We start from the raw sequence: 17,634 nt of genomic DNA on the forward strand, positions 1-17,634 counted from the left end.
ATGGCAGCTTTACACAAAACTCCGGACACAACCGCATCACATTCCCCGTCTCCGAGAGTACTCGCGGAGCCTTAAATAACGGCCATCTTGTGCAAGGTTTGGCACAGCTTGCACTATCTCGTTCAAACATTGACCCAACTCCCGAGGACCCCACTGTTGGTCGTCAATCACGGCATTCAGCAGGCTCAGTGCATCTGCTGGATATCGGCTGCACAAACCCGATTCGTGCAGCCGATGTACGACATAGTGCGGGTGTTCAATCGGTTGCAGCCAATCCTGCACCGCAGCCAAGGCCGCCGGGAACTCACTTCGGGCGGCAATCACTAGGCGAGTCAAAGACACGGCGATTCGCCGGGTGGCCAAGTCGCGGGATTTTGGCCAGATCTGCTGCCAGAACGGTTGGGCACGGTTTTTCCAGTAGTCCTCACGCTGATCGGCGGCACCTTCAAGCGCCTGGGAGAGCGCTTGCGCGGATTCCTCCAACCCTTCTTGTGGAAGTGCACCAATCGCAGAGCGGAACTCCTCTACGGTGTATCCCTCGCTCGGGCCCAATGCTGCGTAGGTGAGGAGGGTCGCGAATTGCTGGCGGTGCTCGCCAAGATCGGCATAGTAGTTTGCACAGTCCAGAAACTGTGACTTGAAGGCTGTCAGCAATGGCTGGTACAAGCGCGGCGACCAGAGGAAGCCTTCCCACACGGCCTTGGCTTCAACGGGATTGCTCCAGCCGAACAATGGCAGCAGGTGCTGTTCGGTCCAAGGGCGATCCACACGGAAGAATGCGATCAGCCGCGACCCCATCAGCACCCGACCGTGGCGGAATCGATCTACCTGCACGTCGCATAGTGTGGAGAAAATGGGCTTCAATTCAGCAGGAAGCAGATCGTTGTCGTTCGGGTTCTGCTTGAACCATAGGTTGATCAGTGCCTGCGTGGCGTGCCCGATGGGATGATTGATCGCCGAGCCGACAGGGTCATAGGTCTCGACACCGTTTCGAATAATGCGAGAACCTGAGCCTACTTCTAGCGGCAAGTCCAGAACGCGGCGGCACAGGTTCAGCAGGATGTCCTCATGGCGGCTGATAGCCTTGGAGGCTGCCTCCATCCACCAAGTCACGGCGTGATCAATTTCCAGTAGCAAAGCATCCGGCATGGTCTGTACCAGCGGTGCGGCGTACCGCCAGGATCGCAACACCATTCCTTCTGCGGCCCAAGCCTGCAGAGCTTCGCGCCATCGGCCAGCGGGCCACACGCCATCTCGTGCGAGATCACCTAGCGCGGACAAGCTGTGAAAGAAGCGCGAGCGGCAAACGTCGTGCCACGTGTCTTCGTAGAAGGGCCGCCGCTCGGGCATCGGCTTGGTGAGCCATTGCACCAGTTCCTGCCGCTTACGGGGCGCAATGTCGACATCCCGGCTGTCCTCGTAATCCGGATCGCCGGTGCCGCTCATCCAGTGTGAGAACTCGTCACGCTCATTGGTCGCCAACTGCCATTGCGGGTAGGCAGTGGAAATTTCCTCCAAGCGTGCCGCTGCTGGCGCGCCCAGCACGAGGCCCGATAAGTTCAGTTTGGCCAGATGTAGCCAGACGGAGCGGGCCACCAAGTCTTGCCATTGATCCAGTTCCAGGTCGTCCCGGTACATCTCGCGCGGAGGTCCCGTCAGGATGGCTGCTTCCAGACGGTCCTGTGCAGCCCCTGCCAAATGTCGCCCCTGAAGAACAAACAGCCTGAATACCTCCCGCCCGGTATCTGTGGACCACAGCCACCACGCGCCTTCCTCCAGCAACCAATCCACCCACTGCTTGGGCTGGATGCACTCGTCGTGGCTTGCGGCAAACAGGGCTAGACGTTTGAAAGTGGGGTAAGGCAACTCGAGCCAGTTCTGCGCGATGTGTGTCGCACGCGCACTATCGTTGGCACGAATCGCCAGCCATGCATCGCGCAGCAACTCGATCAGGCTAACCCAGTCGCGGAAACCCCGGTTCTGCCAGTGGGGCGTGATGGATGGCAGATCCCAATGTGAGCGGTCGCTACGGTCGTCGGCTTCGCCCAACTCGCGTAGCAGGTCCAGTGCATCACGCAACAACAGCTGGAAATCTTCCAACAGGTGCGGCAAAGCAGATTTCCATGACTCGTCGGCAAGATCGCGCAGGGTTGAATGCACGTGATCAGCGGCCAGCGCGAGCTCCCAGTCCACCAATTGCTTGATCCGCGTGGGCTCGTCTGTGCTGCTCGAATCGTCGTCATCCCAGCGAAACGGCTTTTTCAAGACAATCTTGGGGGCAAGCAACTCTCGCAATTCCAGACGCAATGTGGTGGTCAGTCCTTCACGCTTAAGACACCCTTTCCAGCGATACAAATCAGGGTCGTGCCACGGTGATTTCACCCGGCTACTGAACAGAAGACGCCACAAGGTACGCATCAAGGGGCCGGGAATCGCCTTGGGGGCGTGCAAGAGAATTTCATCCCGCTCGGAGGTCTTGCCATCACGCTCCAGTGCGGCAAAGCGATCCAGTTCGTGCTCGATCAGCCACGGCCAACGGTCGTGCATTTGCCCGCCATGCTCTACAATCCAGATGATCAGCCTTGGATCATCCAGATGACGAACCAGCCAGCGAGCCAGATGGAACATCACGTCATCCCACTGGCTACCGCTGACGCCTCCAGAAGCCAGCAGCATCGGCGGGGCGCGGTCATAGGGCGCAGGCCGCCGAATCAGGCTGAATCGAAGTTTGGTGTCTACTTCTACGTGAGGTGACACAAGGAAGCGCGGCAGATCGCTGTACTGAAAGCGTTCGTCCGAGAAGGCTTCCAGAAGCCAGTCCAGCGGCGGGACGGGATTCAGGTCCGCAAAGCGTTTTGCCGGTAAGCCTGATTTATCTGACAAGGCCCACAGCATCCGGCCAACGAAATCGTCCTGCCGCGTGCTGTCCTGCGGACGGGCCAGAGCATGTTTGACGACGATGGCTTCCTTGCCCTGCACGCCATCGCGATAGGTATCTGCCCAAGCGTGCAACGTTTGGTGCAACGCGGAATGGTCGTAGGTGCCGGCCGGTACGGTGTAAAGGATGGGCGTGACGCCTTTGGCCTCCCACTCGATGGTTTTCCGGTGCTCCTGCTCCGGCTCACAATCACCCAGTGCCCAGGCCTGCGGCGTGATCTCGCCCAGCATCCGGTCGGCTGCCAGAGCATCCATCATGTAGCGCAGTACCGGATCGTTGATGCTGTAGCCCACGAAGCAGACCACGTAGTTGCGGAACAACTCGCTCACGAAGCGCGCTGCCCAACGTTCGGTCAGATACGCCAAGCCGAAATCACCACTGGTGACCACCAGCCGGTTCAGTGCGGTGTCGTCGGTTTTTTCCGGTAGCAGGCCATGCAGGTAAACCAGCCCATCCCAACGGCTGTTTTTTGGGATCGGCAGCATCGGCGCTGCATAGGCCTGGAACGCTTGGCCCGTGCGTTTGGCTGCCACATGAAAGATGCGGTCAAAGTTGGTCGTGACCAATCGCAGCGCACCCTCGCGGCTGCGCGCCAGACGCAACAGCGCCGCCTGCGTATCAATGGCGCCCTTGCGGCGGAGCTTTGGTTTCAGGGCTTGCGCCAGTGCGCGGCGGACGGCCAGACGCTGCCCCGGCAAGCGGCGTTCGAGCAGGTCAAGTGTGGCGTCGAACTGCCCGCGCTCGAAGGCCTCGCGCTCAATGTCCGAAAGTGTTGTGCCGTTCAGGCGGTATATCTGCTCTACCAACCCCTTGAAGCCCGGTAGGCCTGCGGGATAGGAAATGCCCGCACCACAGAAAAACACCACGCGGCCTTCCTCGTGCGCTTGCAAGAGTGCATCCGGGATGTCAGGGCCGTGGGTGACGAACTGCACTCGTTTTGCTCCCTGTCAAATGACAAATGGTAGTTTTTTGGATCATGCCACCAAATGTTTGCTTTAGGTCGTTATATCGATCAACCACATCACATGGTTCGGGAGTTATCTAATGACAGCACAAATCTGTCGCTGAATGGTGGCGCGGGAGTCTGGATTGAGCATGGCGCACGTATTCGCTGATTGAGAGAGCTGCCGTTCAAGCCCCTTCCTAGCTGAGCGGCAGGTAACCGGCGCATAGCTGCTAGCTTTTGACCAGAGGCTAAAAGTCTGCTTTTGCCGAGTCGCTATGTCATGGCTGCTACATCAATCGGCTGGTCGGCCGAAGCGGCCGTCTGCCAGGCCAACGGATTTCGTCGGAAATGCCTGCCTTGGTAAGCTGCCGTTGTATGGCCAATTGCTCTTAACGAGGGCTTTGGCGAAACTTATGCTTTCGCTTTCAACCGACGCGGAAGTAGGCTATCCGCGCTGCCCGGCAAAGGGGACATGAGAATGTGGAAAGGTATTCATAAGCAATCGATGGCCCCTGTACTAGATGACCTGCTCAACGACGTCCGGCTGGCGCGGCTATTCTCGAAGGACGTCCGCCACTGCGCTCTACAGCTGTGGATCTTGCAGATCAAGTCCGAGCAATCAATTGAAAATCGCGTAGTCTATGGCCGCCTGCTCCCCTACAGCCATTCCAGCGACTGCTGGTCCTCCAGCAACGATGATAACTTCCATACCTTCGGGAATGTCCTGGCGCAGGTCGTCCGGCTCAACCTGTACGTCAAAAGCGTCCATTGCGCGGATCTCCTACGACAATTGAGCGCCGGCAGATCTGTTTCGGCAATCAGTGAGGAACTGAAGCTTGGGCTCTCGGACCAGTTGAAAGCGCGGTTCGGAGCGACGGCGCTCGCCGCTGCCGGCCTCGTCTACCGTCCCGTCGCCTACTTGATCAACCGGGATGCGTATGGCGAGCGTTCACTATCGAGCCCGCATGGCGGAGCTGGGGCCTTCAGCGCGTCGATTACGCATACCGATAAGGCGGAGCTGTTCCGCCTGGGCCCGGACTACGACGTGGCCTTGACCGAATCGGTGGTCAGACGCCTCAACACTGACACGGGCCTGAATTTTGGTGGCGCCGACATCGCCCGGTTCGGTGACCTCGAACTGCAGGTCTTCCCTGCCCTGGACGACCTGGAGCGCAGCTTGCTTAACGTAAGCTGGGCCGATGCGCCGCACGCCTTCGTCGCCCGATTCAATCCATTGCAAGTCCCGCACTTCCGCGGATTCCAGTTCCGCCTGAGCATCGAGAACGACGGTCAAGTTGTCCAGTCCGGCGTCGCCACAGCAGTACGCGATGCAGAAGGCGTGTTCGAGTGCAAGTTCGAGCTAAGCGACCAGTTGCGCGCCAGGACCGACAGCACTGAGCTGGAGATCTTCGGCTTTGACGATCAGTCCGGCGACGGCACGCTGTGTTGCCGGTGGCGGATCGGCTACGTTCGGGAACTCCATCTTCAGGGTCATGCAATGGGCCACGGGCCCAGCCCCGTCAAGTTCGACTGGCTGGAAAAAACTACTCGGCCATCCGTGTCCGAGCGAGTGAAGGTAGCCTTGACAATCAATCGCGGCAATCTGGGATTTGCCAACCACATTGGAGGACGAGAGGCGGACCCTTGGGTCCCGGCCAACCGCGATCTCGTATCTCTTTTTGCGCGGCTCCATCCACCAAAGTCGGAGGGGCAATTCTTCCAGCGCTGGGGCCAAGACGATGGCGAGGGGCGGCTGCAATTCGTGGAATGGTTCAGGGCGCTGCTGGCGAAGTACCAGCAGCATCAAGTGGTCATTTTCGATCCCTATTTCGAGACCGCCGGCTTGGGGCTGATGTTGCTCTGTGCGGCTCCGAAGGCTGACTACATCGTCTTCACGTCCCTACCCAGACCATCCAAGGAAGGCGAAGCCACGCCGGGCGAATCCGATGAGCCCATCCCGGGCCGGATTAACAACCTAGTAGCGAGCTGTGAGCACAACCGCCAGCCACTCGAACACATCAAGCTGCGCATCTACGGCCTGAAGGAAGGCCGGCTGCATGATCGATATATTCTTATCATGGGGCCGGACAGACTGCCGGTTGCAGGTTTCAACCTGTCCAACTCGTTTCAGACGGCCGCCCAAAACTACCCGTTGCTAGTAACCCCTATCCCAGCGGATGTCCTGCTCAAGGTTGAGCAATACAAGTCTGGGCTGGTGCGGGAGGCGGGCGCCGCGCAGCCCGAGGGCGAGACCGAGAGATCCTCCATACGGCTTCTCTTCGACTCCACAGCGTCGCCGACGCCGCCGAGGGGCTACGAGCCATTACTCTGTCTCGAGAATGCCCAAGCGGGTGACGTGTTAAGCGCATGGACAGGGGAGCCGTCATTGCATGGCTTGAGCGGTGATCGGTTGAAGGAGCACATGGAGGAGTTGAACTTTATCAAGGATGGCTCCCTCGCTTTGCCAGAGACTGCAAGTCTGCGCAACTGTCTTGACCGGCAGGCGGGCAACTTCGATGACTTCACACCTACCTGGGTGGTGCTCGGCGAACTGCTCGCAAATTCGCGTGACGGGGACAGCCGCTTGACCGAGCTCGAATCCGAGCGTGACTTTCTGGAATTCCTGTTGCGCTTCCTCGATGCATCGCTCAATCGCACGCATGACAAGGCAGGCAAGGAGTTATCCGTTGTGGTCGCCCGCTTCTTTCGGGAACCAATCGAGGCCCTTCTAAATAGTCCCTATCGCTTGGAACACTTGTTCCACCCTACGAAATATGCAGCCCTGACTTGGCCGGAGTATTTCACTATCAAGTTCCTTTGGTGGTACGCGCCGGACGCGCTGTTAGCGATCGCCGAAGCCCAGATGGCGAGCGTACCAGTGGAGCCCCAAAGCTCGGATACGATGCGGCTGTCCCTGTTGAGCCAGATCGTCAGTGAGATCTCGCTGTCGGTGCAGTTCGACATCAGCGAGGGGCAGCGGGAGCGACTTGTTCGCAGCGGCAATGGATTGCTGCAATGGATGGGATTGAATGCAATTGAAATGCAGATGGAAAAACCGGGAGGGTTCGCCACAGTACTGCAGTTGGTGGCCGCCTTTGCCTATCCAGAGCGAGTGCGTGCCTTGGGTTGGATGGTTCATCGCGCGGCAATGAATCCGAAGAAGGCCGACATATACAAAGGCCTAGTAGCGGCGCTGCACGAGGAACTTCCGGCAACCATTCCCGCTGAAGAGTTGAGACGCCTGGTCGACTCCATGCGCGGACATATGCGACAACTGGCCTGGACCGAACCTTGGCTATTCCAGGATGTGGTCTTACCTTTGCTACAGAATGGCCGCGCTAACGCGGATGATGCCTGCGAAATTTGGGTTCTGGAACTGGCTGCTTTGCTGGAACCGAAGCCGACGAGCCAGCTGCGGCTGTTTAACTTAGAGCATGAGGGCCAGACCACCATCATCACCGCGCTCCTCCTAGCCTACAGCAGCCCGGAGCGACTGCAGGCTAGTCTGAAGACGATGCAAGCGATCCTGAAGCGGCAGAGGCGGATCGTGCAACAGCCTCTCTCCAGCACTTCCGACTGGACCCAATGGGACTGTGCCCTGATGGTCTCGATGTGGATCTTGGCCCTAAGCCGATGGACTCAGTACTACCTGCGGGAGCGCAGTATGACCGACCGCGAGTTGGAGGATTTGTCGCGGGACGCTCGCGAACTTGCGATGGTCAGGCCAATGGCCGAATGGCGCTCGGAGCGCGCCAGCAAGCCGAGTCAGCTTGCCGCGTTCCTCGACCAGGTGGAGGAACACCTGGCCCCAAGCAACGACACTGGAAGTGAACTTCAATAATCATCAGCGCCCCTTTGTCATCTCTGCGCTTGAAGTTGGTTGTGACCCGCGGCATTGTCAAAGCGCAGTCATCTCACACAAAACCGGAGCCAGCGTCGGGAAGCAGTTCTACACCAGTCGCCCGTTGTCTCCAACGCAAACGGCCGCTTTGGCCGAGATCCCGCCGTCTTCGACCGCCCTATCGTTTAAGGACCGCCAGCGACCGGATAACCGATGCCAGAGCCCGAGCGTGTGCAGAGGTGCCATCCCAAGTCACGCGAAGCGCCTCGATAAGATCGTCATTGGAACGCACAGCGTCCAAGGTCACGCCGCCATCTTCAAGGCGCTCCGCATAGAGGCAAATTTCTTCCGACAGTCTAGTCGCGCGCGAAAGATTTCCCTGTAGCACCCGACTAACATGAGGTTGGCTCGCCCCAACAACGCCCCCCACCTCGTCCTGTGTCACTCCATGGCGGCGGAAGATCTCCGCGGCGCGAAGAATCCTCGTTCTTCTTTCAGCCTTCGTCAGCACGATCACTCCTTGTTTCGGTTCGAGTTACAAGTCGAGATCACTGAGCACTTCAGCCGCGCCCTCGGCCATCCTGGCTACCGGGAGTTTTCGACTATATTGCCGAGTTTGCGACTTTAATGACCAGTTTTCGACTTTAATTGTCAGGATTACAAACCGATACACGAAACTTCCCTTGTGTTTAGCACTCTCAGAAGCAGAGTGCTAAAATCGTTTTGCAGTCAACCGATTACCCGTCCATACCGGAGGTGAAACAAACCAATGACGCAAGCCCTGGCTTTTCCCACGATCTCTGCCGTAGGCAACATCGACGCCTACATTCAGGCCGCAAAGCAGTTCCCCATCCTCACCGAGGAGGAGGAGTTTCGCCTGGCGACGCGTTTCCGCGAGAACGAGGATCGGGACGCAGCGCGTCAGTTGGTGCTTTCCCATCTGCGGTTGGTGATCTCCATCGCCCGCGGCTACCTGGGCTACGGCCTGCCGCACGCAGACCTGATCCAGGAAGGCAACATCGGCCTGATGAAGGCGGTCAAGCGCTTCGATCCGTCACGTGGCGTGCGCCTGGTGTCCTTTGCCATGCACTGGATCAAGGCCGAAATTCACGAATACATCCTCAAGAACTGGCGTTTGGTGAAGGTGGCCACCACCAAAGCGCAGCGCAAGCTGTTCTTCAACCTGCGCAGTCTCAAGCCGGGTAGCGAGACGTTGACGCCGGCGCAAGTCGCCGACGTGGCGCACCAGCTTTCGGTCAAGCCGGAAGACGTGGTCGAGATGGAAACCCGTCTCGGCGGCCACGATCTGGCGCTGGAAGCCAATGGCGACGAAGACGAGGCCTTTGCCCCGATCACCTACCTTGAGGACAACCGCAGCGAACCGACCCGTGTGCTCGAGTCGCGCGCCCGCGACCACCTGCAGAGCGAAGGGCTGAGCACCGCGCTCGCGGGGCTGGATGAACGCAGCCGTCGCATCGTCGAGGCACGCTGGCTCTGCGACGATCCGGCCACGCTGCACGAACTGGCCGCCGAGTTTGGCGTTTCGGCCGAGCGCATCCGCCAGATCGAGACCAAGGCGATGCAGAAGATGCGCGCCGCGCTGGCACCGCTCGCCGCCTAGCGCCTGTACCACCATTAACCCCACCGACGCGCCGCTTGCCGGCGCGTCGTCGTTTTCAGCGGTTCACGCCGGCGTAAAGAGGTAATTATCGGCCGCCAACGCGCCGCCAACCCAACCGCCGCCGAGCGCTTCCGTGGCATACCCGCGTCCGGCTGCCCCCAGGGCGACGAACAGGGGCATCAGGTGTTCCGGTGTCGGATGCGCTTGCGTCGCCCCCGGCGCACTTTCCCAGTCCAGAAGGCGTTCGGCCGCACCGCCCATCAACTCGGCGTGCGCCCAGTCCCGAAAAGCAACGGAGCCAGGAGAGGGCCCGGCACCGCGCCTGAAGAAGAAGTCGTTCAGGTTATGCGTCAGGTGTCCCGAGGCGAGGATCAGGATGTTCTCCTCGGCAAGGCCGAGCAAGGCCTTGCCGAGTGCGAAATGGTGACGCGCGCCGAGCGCAGGCTGGACAGCCAGCGGCACGACAGGGACATCGGCCGCGGGAAAGAGGTGCAACAAGGGCACCCAAATGCCGTGATCGAGCCCACGCGCGCCATCGACGCCGGCCACCAGGCCCGTCCCGCTCAGCCGCTCGCACAGGTGTCGCGCCAGATCCGGCGCCCCTGGCGCCGGATACTCGAGACGACGCAGCGCCGCCGGGAAACCGCCAAAGTCGTGGATCGTCTCCGGCTGGGCATCGCCGCCCAAGAGCGGCACGCCGCTTTCCCAGTGCGCACTGACGGCGAGGATCGCCGCCGGTCTCGACAAACGCGCCGCCAACGCTGTCCAAACCGTGCTCAGGCCGTCACCCCCCAGCGCACTGAGCGGCGAACCGTGCGAAACGAAGAGAACGGGCTGACTGGAACTCACAGCATCACCTTTTGTAAGTGCCTACTTCGCCTGCTCGGCTTCGATGGCAGCGCGTACCGAATCGCGCGCGGCAACGCGGGCATGGAAGGCGGCAAGCCTTGGCCAACGGGCGAGGTCGATGCCAACCCATTGCCCCCAGTTGATGATGACAAAAAGATAAGCATCGGCAATCGAAAACGTCTCGCCAAGCAGGAAAGGCTTCTCGCCCAGTTGCGCCGCGATGAAATCGAGGCGCAGGCCGAGTTGTTCGCGGGCTGCATTCTTAGCGTCTTCGCTCTGGCCGGGCTTGAACAGCGGAGAGAACCCCTTATGCAACTCAGAGTTGATGTAACCGAGCCACTCCTGCAAGCGGTAGCGCGCCAGCGTGCCGTTGGCTGGCGCCAACTGGCGCTCGGGTACCCGGTCGGCAAGATACTGCACGATGGCGGGACCTTCGCTCAACAACTGCCCGTCGTCCAGCTCAAGCAAGGGTACATACCCTTTGGGATGAATCGCCCGGAAATCGCGACCGTCGCTGGCAACGGTATGCGTCTTGAGGTCGACGCGCACAAGTTCGAACGGCAATCCAGCCTCGCGCAACACGATGTGCGGAGACAGAGAACAGGCCAGAGGCGAGTAGTAGAGTTTCATGCAAAGCTCCTTGAAAATGTGGGGCGGGAACCCCGTGTTGCCGGACGGACCGGATTCGTTTCAGCGGGACGCGCCGCGCAAAGCGTCCAGGGACAGCGCACCGCTCCCGAGCAGGGCTTGAGCCAGACTTGCGACCGCCAAGAAGGCCGGGAATTCCCACCCTCCGTTGGGTGAACTGAACACCCAGCCGTTGCCCAGATGCACGCTCAGGGCACCGAGCAGGATTGGCAACGTCAGCAGGGCTACACGCCGCGTCTGGAAACCGACGATCAACGCCAGCCCGGCGAGGACTTCCGCCGGTGCGACAACGTAGGCCATCCACGCCGGAAATCCGACCGAGGCAAAGAAACCCGCCGTACCCGCAAGCGTGAAAACCAGGAATTTCAGCCCCCCGTGGGCGAGCAAAAGGACGCCGAGCGCCAAGCGCAGCAGGGCGATCCCATATGGAACGGTTTTATCCGCGCCCAGCCGGGTCGGAGTAAGCGCAACAGCCGCGCGGGCAGAAGACGAAGCGATCGAAGACATGTGCATTTCCTTTTTCTTTCGTTTGGGGAATGGCGAAAGCCAGAAGCCCGTGTGTCGGGTTGAATGCAGTCTAGACCTCCGAAAGAACGGGATAAATGCGATTAAAATACAAATATTATTTCTTTATTCGGGACAATCATGGACAAACTCGATGCCCTGCGGGTGTTCTGTGCCGTCGTCGAAGCCGGTGGTTTCGCCCTGGCGGCCGATCGTCTCGGTCTATCGACCACTGCGGTTTCACGCCATGTGGCCCAGCTCGAAACCCAGCTCGGAGTGCGCCTGCTACACCGCACCACCCGCCGCATGCGCCCGAGCGACGAAGGACTGGCTTACTACGAGCGCTGTACCCAGCTTCTGGCGGACCTGGAGGAAGCCGATGCCTTGGCCAGCGGCACCGCGCTGCGCCCGCACGGCCGCCTGCGCATCACCGCGCCGATTGCCCTGGCCACGCTGCGCCTCGCGCCAGCGCTGGCCGAATTCTCTCGCCAGCACCCACAACTCACACTCGACCTCGTGCTTTCGGATCACCTCGTCGACCTCACCGAGGAGGGCATCGACATGGCCATCCGCATCGGACGCATCGGCAGCGACAACCTCGTTGCCCGTCGGATCGCCGAAACCGAACTCCTGCTCGCGGCCTCACCCGATTACCTGGCCCGGGCCGGAACTCCTCAGACACTTGACGACCTGAGCCGCCACGACTGCCTCACCTACAGTCACGAGCGCAACGGCAATCATTGGTCGTTCGCCGAGCCCGGCGGAGAGGAGCGCCAGGTCCGCATTGCCGGGCGGATCAACGCCAACAACGGCGCCCTGCTCGCCGAAATGGCCGTCGCCGGCAGCGGCATCACCCGCGCCCCGTGCTTCATTCTCGGGCCGCTGATTGAGCGCAGTGTTCTCACCCGCGTGTTGCCCATGCTGCCGCGGCAGACCTTAGCGATCCATGCGGTATATCCGACACGGCGACACCTCTCCGCCAAAGTCCGGGCATTGGCCGATTTCCTGGCTCACAACGAAAGCATGCGTCGGATCGCCGAACCGTGAGGCCGGCCGGCGCCCTTAACGACGAGGCTACGCCCGGGTAAGATGCCGCCTATTTGGAGTCGCCCCATGTTCATCGGCCGCCTTGCTGACCTGCCCGTCCAACGTGCCTGCCTTCCCGCAGCCATCGTACGTGCCCTCGATGCCCTCAACGCCTTGGATCTGGCCACGCTCCCCAATGGCCGTCATGAACTCGAAGGGGACCGCCTCTTCGTTCTCATCCAGGACGCCACCCCGCGCGCCATTGAGGACAGCCGGATCGAAGCCCACGCCACCTACGCCGACATTCAGCTTCCGCTGGGCGCGCGCGAATGCTTCGGCTTCTCCCTGGCGCAGCCCGGCCTCGCCGCATGCGACGACCAACTTGCCGAACGCGACCTCGCCTTTTACCCGGACCCGGAAAACGAAGCTTTCATCGATGTCGCACCAGGCGATTACATCGTTTTTCTGCCGGGAGAGCTGCACCGCCCCTGCCTCGCCGTGGAAGGCGAAGGCTCGGCGCCATTCCGCAAGGCGGTGCTCAAGATCCACCGCGAACTTCTCGGGCTGAACTAACCCACACCCCGTTTGCTGCAGCTGAGCCGCAGCGAAAAAAAACCTCGTCCGGAGCACCGGACGAGGCAGATCGGATGGCCACCGACGGCGAGCAGCGCCCCAGCGCCCCCCGCCGTCGAGGTTTACTGCGGCAGACCGAGACCGGCGCGAACCTCGCGCTTTGCCTCGGCAAAATCGGCCAGGAAGGCCGGGTTGTTGCGCATTTCAACCGCACACGCGACCGCCAGGATACGCCCGGCCTCGACGTCGCTCGGGAAATGCGCGCCGCCGATGATGCGGTTAAGACCAAAGGCACGAGCCCGCGCCATGATCTCGTCGCGCTTCTCCGGAATCATGTCGGCCAGAACGATACCGGTGAGCCAGCCGAAAGCGGCATGCCCGCTCGGGTACGAGCCCTGGTTGGCAAAACGGCTGACCGGCTTGATCTGGTCGTTCTGCCCGGGCGGACGCAGACGGGCCCAACGCTCCTTGCCCTGCTTGTTGAGGTGGCTCTCGGTGCGGTAAACCGCGCGGAAGAACTTGCGTGCCGTGGGAAAGTTGGCCGCGGAAAACTTCTCGCCGACCACATCCGCGAAGACAAAGACGCTTTGCTCGGAATCGATCACGGTCTGCGCGGCCATCGCGGCCGTACGCTTATCCTGCCAGCGCACCACGGCCAGCATGTCCTCCTCGGCCTCCAGACCCACAGGCGGCGGCGACATGTAACGCGTTGAGTCGAATTTCGCCGGATCGATGTACACCCGGTCCTTCCCGACATAAACGGCGCCGTCCACGGCATCCGCCGCCAAGACGAGACCTGACGGTGCCGAGAGCAACAGGCCCGTGACCAAAACTGCTGTTCGCAACATTTTGTTCATTCCACCCTCCTTGTAATTAAAAAACAACTTCACTCGGAGAGGACAGCTTAGCACTCGGCCTGAACATGCTCAATGCATGCACAGGACATGATCCAGCGGCGAATCAGGAACTCGCCAAAGCCGTCAGCAAACGTTCATGCAAGCCGCCAAAACCACCGTTGCTCATCACCAGAATAGCGTCTCCTGGACGGGCCTCAGCGGCAATCTGCGCAACCAAACGTTCGAAATTTTCCTCGACGGTCGCCACCTGACCAAGTGGGGCCAGGGCTTCGGCGGCATCCCAGCCCAGGTTGGCACCGTAACAGAACACCCGGTCGGCAGCGGACAGGCTGCTCGGCAGCTGCGCCTTCATCACCCCGAGCTTCATGGTGTTCGAACGCGGCTCGAGCACCGCCAGAATCCGGCCGGCGTCGCCTTCGCCATGCATTCGCCGCCGGAGACCGGCCAAGGTCGTAGCGATCGCCGTCGGGTGGTGGGCAAAATCATCGTAAACACGCACTCCGCCCACCGTGCCGCGCAACTCGAGACGACGTTTAACGTTAGCGAAACGGGACAGCGAATCGAGCGCTTGTTCCGGGCGGACGCCGACATGCCGTGCGGCAACGATGGCCGCGGCAGCATTGGCACGGTTGTGCTCGCCGCTGAGCGCCCATTGCGACCGAGCCAAGACTTCGCCGGCCCGGGACAGAACGAGCGTACCCTCGGCATCGTCGCCGTCGACGCGCCAAGCATCAACTGCGTTGAAACGCTCGACGGCGGACCAGCAACCGCGTGCCAGAACACGCCCGAGACTGGCTTCTGCCGCATTGACGACCACCTGCCCGGACGCTGGTATCGTCCGCACCAAATGATGGAACTGCGTCTCGATCGACGCCAGATCAGCGAAGATGTCCGCATGATCGAATTCAAGATTGTTCAACACCGCAGTGCGCGGGCGGTAATGCACGAATTTGGAACGCTTGTCGCAAAAAGCGGTGTCGTACTCGTCGGCCTCGATGACGAAGAACGGCGAAGTCGGGTCGAGTTCGCCCGCCAAACGCGCCGAAACGCCGAAATTCATCGGCACGCCGCCGATCAGGAAGCCCGGGCTCATTCCGGCGTCCTCAAGAATCCAGGCCAGCATGGATGCGGTCGTCGTCTTGCCGTGCGTTCCCGCCACGGCCAAGACCCAGCGCCCAGCCAACACATGATCGGCGAGCCATTGCGGCCCAGAAACATAGGACAGGCCGCGGTCGAGAATCTCTTCGAGAAGTGGGTTGCCACGCGAGATGGCGTTGCCGACCACGTAGCAATCGGCCGCCAATTCCAACTGTTCGGGCCCATAGCCCTCAATCAACTCGATCCCGGCCGCTTCGAGCTGGGTACTCATCGGCGGGTAGACCCCGCTGTCGCAACCGGTGACACGATGTCCGGCCGCACGGGCCAACTGGGCCACGCCGCCCATGAAAGTACCGCAGATTCCGAGGATATGAATGTGCATGAAAACGTCCACGCTAGAATAAAAAATGCCGGAACCTCAGAACATGCTCCGAACCCGGCCTTGCCACATTGTACCTTGCGCCTGCCTGAGACCGCCGCCGAAAGCCGCCGCCATGCCCACAGCCCCCTCTGAACGCGACGATCTGCGCCGCCGCATCGCGGCGCTGGCGGCGCGCATGATCGCCGAAGACGGCGTCAACGACTACGCCCAAGCCAAGCTCAAGGCTGCCCAGCAACTGGGACTGAGCAACAAACACTTACCCGACGACGCCGAACTTGAAGACGAAGTACGGGTGCAACTCCGACTGTTCAACGCCACCGAACACAAAGAAAATCTGAGCGATCTTCGGCAAAAAGCCTGCAAAATTCTCGAACTTGTCGAACCATTCAATGCTTATGTCGCCGGCGCCGTACTCGACGGCAGCGCCGGCCGGCACGCTGAAATCGACATTCAGCTCTATCCCGACAGCGCCAAGGACGTCGAAATTTTCCTCCTTAATCGGCACATCGAATTCAGCCATAGCCCTCCACGCACGCCGCGCGCCGAAACCGTCCTGAGCCTGCCCATCGGCGACACCGTGGCAAATCTTGTGATTTACCCACGCGACGAGGAACGACGCGTCGTCCGCGGACACGATGGCCGGCCGCGTCCACGCGCCCGCCTGGCCGAGTTGCGCCGCTTGCTCGACACAGTGCCCGACGAAGCATGAACCCGCGCCTCGCTTTTGCCGCTCTCGCCCTGCTGGCGGCCTTGGGCGCCGGCGCGTTCTTTGGCGGCACTTACCTGAACGGGAACGTGCCAACATCCCGGCCCCTCCTCGTCCCCTTGCAACGCCTCTCTCCCGAAATCACCGAACGTTTGTTCGCCAGCCGTTTTCGCGATCAGAATGGGGAGCCCCAAGTCCTGAAACAATGGCACGCGACACCTCTGCTCATCAATTTCTGGGCCAGCTGGTGCCCGCCCTGCCGAGCCGAAATTCCCGACCTCGCCCGACTACACCGGGGAAACACCCTAAAAAACGGACAAATCATCGGAATCTCCGTCGATCTTGCAGACAAATCACAGAAAATCGCACTAGAGGCTGGCGCCACCTACCCGCTACTCCTGGGAGAAGCAGAAGGACTCGCGCTCCTGCCCCTGCTGGGAAACCCCGCGCAGGCCCTCCCCTACACGCTAATCATTGATCGCAAGGGAGAAATCCTCCTCCAGCACGCCGGGCGAGTCCCCTTCGAAACCTTGCGCGCAACCTGGGAAGCGGCGCAGGCGACACCACCCGACGAAAACCGGCCAAAAACCCCAGGCAAGTAGACAAAATGCTGGCAAATGTTGCAAACTGGCCGCCATGAAGACGCGCAAAGACTCATCTTCGCCCCCCCATTCGAACCCGGAACGCCCGCGTTTGCTGGTTCTCCACGGCCCCAACCTCAACCTGCTGGGGACGCGCGAACCCAAACACTACGGGCTCACCACCTTGGCCGACATCAACCTGGCGCTCGCCCAACGGGCTGCTTCAGCAAACGTCGACCTCGAGGCTTTCCAGAGCAACCACGAGGGCGCTCTGATCGAACGCGTGCATGCCGCACGCGAGCAAGGCGTGCGCTTCATCCTCATCAACCCGGCGGCTTACACGCACACCAGCGTTGCCCTGCGCGACGCACTGGCCGCCGTCGCCATTCCCTTCGTCGAGGTGCACCTCTCCAACGTGCACGCCCGCGAACCCTTCCGCCAGCATTCGTATTTTTCCGATTTGGCGGTCGGCGTGATCAGCGGCCTCGGCAGCGAAGGCTACCTGCTCGCGCTCGAATACGCCCTCGGCCGCCTCGGCCAGGACTGAGCGCACCGTCCGCCCGCCGACCCCGGTCGGCCCCTGTATTTGCAAGGAGACCCGCATGGATTTGCGTAAACTCAAGAAACTGATCGACCTCGTCGAGGAATCCGGCATCACCGAACTCGAAGTGACCGAGGGCGAGGAAAAAGTCCGCATCGTCAAGCAAAGCGGTGTCGCCGCAACGCCGACCTATGTTCTCCCTGCCGGCGCACCAGCAGGGGTGCCGCAACCCAAGCGCAGCAGCGTCGATCTCGACGATGACCCCGAGGAAGACGACGACCTGCCCGCCGGCCAGGTGGTCAAGTCGCCGATGGTGGGCACGTTCTACCGCGCCGCCAGCCCCGGTTCCGACCCCTTCGTCGAAATCGGCAGCACGGTCAAGGCCGGCGACACGCTGTGCATCGTCGAAGCCATGAAACTGCTCAACGAAATCGAGACCGAATACGCCGGTACGATCAAGGCCATCCTGGTCGACAACGGCCAACCGGTCGAATACGGCGAACCGCTGTTCATCGTCGGCTAA

Annotated in this window: 14 protein-coding genes; 8 read left to right on the plus strand and 6 right to left on the minus strand. The window is 61.0% G+C overall.

Annotated elements, in window-relative coordinates; translation table 11 throughout:
* Positions 1-36: 36 nt before the first annotated feature.
* Entirely contained in the window at positions 37-3,870 is a 3,834-nt protein-coding gene (dsr1, locus tag QMB55_RS05455; protein WP_497587665.1) for an anti-phage defense-associated sirtuin Dsr1, read from the minus strand.
* 492 nt (positions 3,871-4,362) lie between these two features.
* Here dsr1 and QMB55_RS05460 point away from each other — a divergent pair, with 492 nt between their 5' ends.
* Positions 4,363-7,725 carry a VPA1262 family protein gene (locus tag QMB55_RS05460; protein ID WP_497587666.1) on the plus strand — a complete coding sequence of 1,121 codons (3,363 nt, stop codon included), beginning with the start codon at positions 4,363-4,365 and terminating at the stop codon, positions 7,723-7,725.
* A 769-nt stretch (positions 7,726-8,494) separates the two neighbouring features.
* A complete protein-coding gene (rpoH, locus tag QMB55_RS05465) occupies positions 8,495-9,346 on the plus strand; it encodes an RNA polymerase sigma factor RpoH (protein ID WP_497587667.1) in 852 nt (283 codons plus the stop codon).
* Positions 9,347-9,409: 63 nt separating this feature from the next.
* On the opposite strand, the gene QMB55_RS05470 is transcribed toward rpoH, so the two are convergent.
* From QMB55_RS05470 to QMB55_RS05480, 3 genes are read right to left on the minus strand one after another with little or no spacing between them, the layout of a single operon-like run.
* Positions 9,410-10,195, minus strand: a complete 786-nt coding sequence (locus tag QMB55_RS05470) for a DODA-type extradiol aromatic ring-opening family dioxygenase (RefSeq protein WP_497587668.1) — start codon at positions 10,193-10,195, stop codon at positions 9,410-9,412.
* Between the two features lie 21 nt (positions 10,196-10,216).
* The gene (gene gstA, locus QMB55_RS05475; protein WP_497587669.1) at positions 10,217-10,825 is read right to left on the minus strand and encodes a glutathione transferase GstA; all 609 of its coding nucleotides are present in this window, start codon (positions 10,823-10,825) and stop codon (positions 10,217-10,219) included.
* A gap of 60 nt (positions 10,826-10,885) precedes the next feature.
* The gene (locus QMB55_RS05480; protein WP_497587670.1) at positions 10,886-11,350 is read right to left on the minus strand and encodes a DoxX family protein; all 465 of its coding nucleotides are present in this window, start codon (positions 11,348-11,350) and stop codon (positions 10,886-10,888) included.
* Positions 11,351-11,488: 138 nt separating this feature from the next.
* Between QMB55_RS05480 and QMB55_RS05485 the strand changes: the two genes are divergently transcribed.
* On the plus strand, positions 11,489-12,394 hold the full coding sequence (locus tag QMB55_RS05485) for a LysR family transcriptional regulator (RefSeq protein ID WP_497587671.1): 906 nt from the start codon (positions 11,489-11,491) through the stop codon (positions 12,392-12,394).
* A gap of 66 nt (positions 12,395-12,460) precedes the next feature.
* Positions 12,461-12,946 (plus strand): NanQ anomerase/TabA/YiaL family protein, encoded by a 486-nt coding sequence (locus QMB55_RS05490; protein ID WP_497587672.1) that lies wholly within the window; start codon positions 12,461-12,463, stop codon positions 12,944-12,946.
* 122 nt (positions 12,947-13,068) lie between these two features.
* On the opposite strand, the gene QMB55_RS05495 is transcribed toward QMB55_RS05490, so the two are convergent.
* The gene (locus QMB55_RS05495) at positions 13,069-13,803 is read right to left on the minus strand and encodes an acid phosphatase (RefSeq protein WP_497587673.1); all 735 of its coding nucleotides are present in this window, start codon (positions 13,801-13,803) and stop codon (positions 13,069-13,071) included.
* 103 nt (positions 13,804-13,906) lie between these two features.
* Positions 13,907-15,283, minus strand: a complete 1,377-nt coding sequence (gene mpl, locus QMB55_RS05500) for a UDP-N-acetylmuramate:L-alanyl-gamma-D-glutamyl-meso-diaminopimelate ligase (RefSeq protein ID WP_497587674.1) — start codon at positions 15,281-15,283, stop codon at positions 13,907-13,909.
* Between the two features lie 112 nt (positions 15,284-15,395).
* On the opposite strand from mpl, the gene QMB55_RS05505 reads away from it, so the two are divergent.
* Genes QMB55_RS05505 through accB form a run of 4 tightly spaced genes read left to right on the plus strand, consistent with a single transcriptional unit; the run spans position 15,396 to position 17,634 of the window.
* Positions 15,396-15,992 carry a hypothetical protein gene (locus QMB55_RS05505; protein WP_497587675.1) on the plus strand — a complete coding sequence of 199 codons (597 nt, stop codon included), beginning with the start codon at positions 15,396-15,398 and terminating at the stop codon, positions 15,990-15,992.
* Positions 15,989-16,591 (plus strand): TlpA family protein disulfide reductase, encoded by a 603-nt coding sequence (locus QMB55_RS05510; RefSeq protein ID WP_497587676.1) that lies wholly within the window; start codon positions 15,989-15,991, stop codon positions 16,589-16,591. Before QMB55_RS05505 ends, QMB55_RS05510 begins: the two co-directional genes overlap by 4 nt.
* 34 nt (positions 16,592-16,625) lie before the next feature.
* On the plus strand, positions 16,626-17,117 hold the full coding sequence (gene aroQ, locus QMB55_RS05515) for a type II 3-dehydroquinate dehydratase (RefSeq protein WP_497587677.1): 492 nt from the start codon (positions 16,626-16,628) through the stop codon (positions 17,115-17,117).
* A gap of 55 nt (positions 17,118-17,172) precedes the next feature.
* Complete coding sequence (accB, locus tag QMB55_RS05520; protein ID WP_497587678.1) at positions 17,173-17,634, plus strand: acetyl-CoA carboxylase biotin carboxyl carrier protein; 462 nt, start codon at positions 17,173-17,175, stop codon at positions 17,632-17,634.

The sequence above is a fragment of the Propionivibrio sp. genome, from assembly GCF_041441355.1.
Classification (GTDB): Bacteria; Pseudomonadota; Gammaproteobacteria; order Burkholderiales; family Rhodocyclaceae; genus Propionivibrio.

Excerpts from the sequence above, each read along its gene's own strand:
- QMB55_RS05460 (WP_497587666.1), top strand. The coding sequence starts at position 4,363 with ATGTGGAAAGGTATTCATAAGCAATCGATGGCCCCTGTACTAGATGAC.
- rpoH (WP_497587667.1), top strand. The coding sequence starts at position 8,495 with ATGACGCAAGCCCTGGCTTTTCCCACGATCTCTGCCGTAGGCAACATC.
- gstA (WP_497587669.1), bottom strand. The coding sequence starts at position 10,825 with ATGAAACTCTACTACTCGCCTCTGGCCTGTTCTCTGTCTCCGCACATC.
- QMB55_RS05480 (WP_497587670.1), bottom strand. The coding sequence starts at position 11,350 with ATGTCTTCGATCGCTTCGTCTTCTGCCCGCGCGGCTGTTGCGCTTACT.
- QMB55_RS05485 (WP_497587671.1), top strand. The coding sequence starts at position 11,489 with ATGGACAAACTCGATGCCCTGCGGGTGTTCTGTGCCGTCGTCGAAGCC.
- QMB55_RS05490 (WP_497587672.1), top strand. The coding sequence starts at position 12,461 with ATGTTCATCGGCCGCCTTGCTGACCTGCCCGTCCAACGTGCCTGCCTT.
- QMB55_RS05495 (WP_497587673.1), bottom strand. The coding sequence starts at position 13,803 with ATGAACAAAATGTTGCGAACAGCAGTTTTGGTCACGGGCCTGTTGCTC.
- mpl (WP_497587674.1), bottom strand. The coding sequence starts at position 15,283 with ATGCACATTCATATCCTCGGAATCTGCGGTACTTTCATGGGCGGCGTG.
- QMB55_RS05505 (WP_497587675.1), top strand. The coding sequence starts at position 15,396 with ATGCCCACAGCCCCCTCTGAACGCGACGATCTGCGCCGCCGCATCGCG.
- QMB55_RS05510 (WP_497587676.1), top strand. The coding sequence starts at position 15,989 with ATGAACCCGCGCCTCGCTTTTGCCGCTCTCGCCCTGCTGGCGGCCTTG.
- aroQ (WP_497587677.1), top strand. The coding sequence starts at position 16,626 with ATGAAGACGCGCAAAGACTCATCTTCGCCCCCCCATTCGAACCCGGAA.
- accB (WP_497587678.1), top strand. The coding sequence starts at position 17,173 with ATGGATTTGCGTAAACTCAAGAAACTGATCGACCTCGTCGAGGAATCC.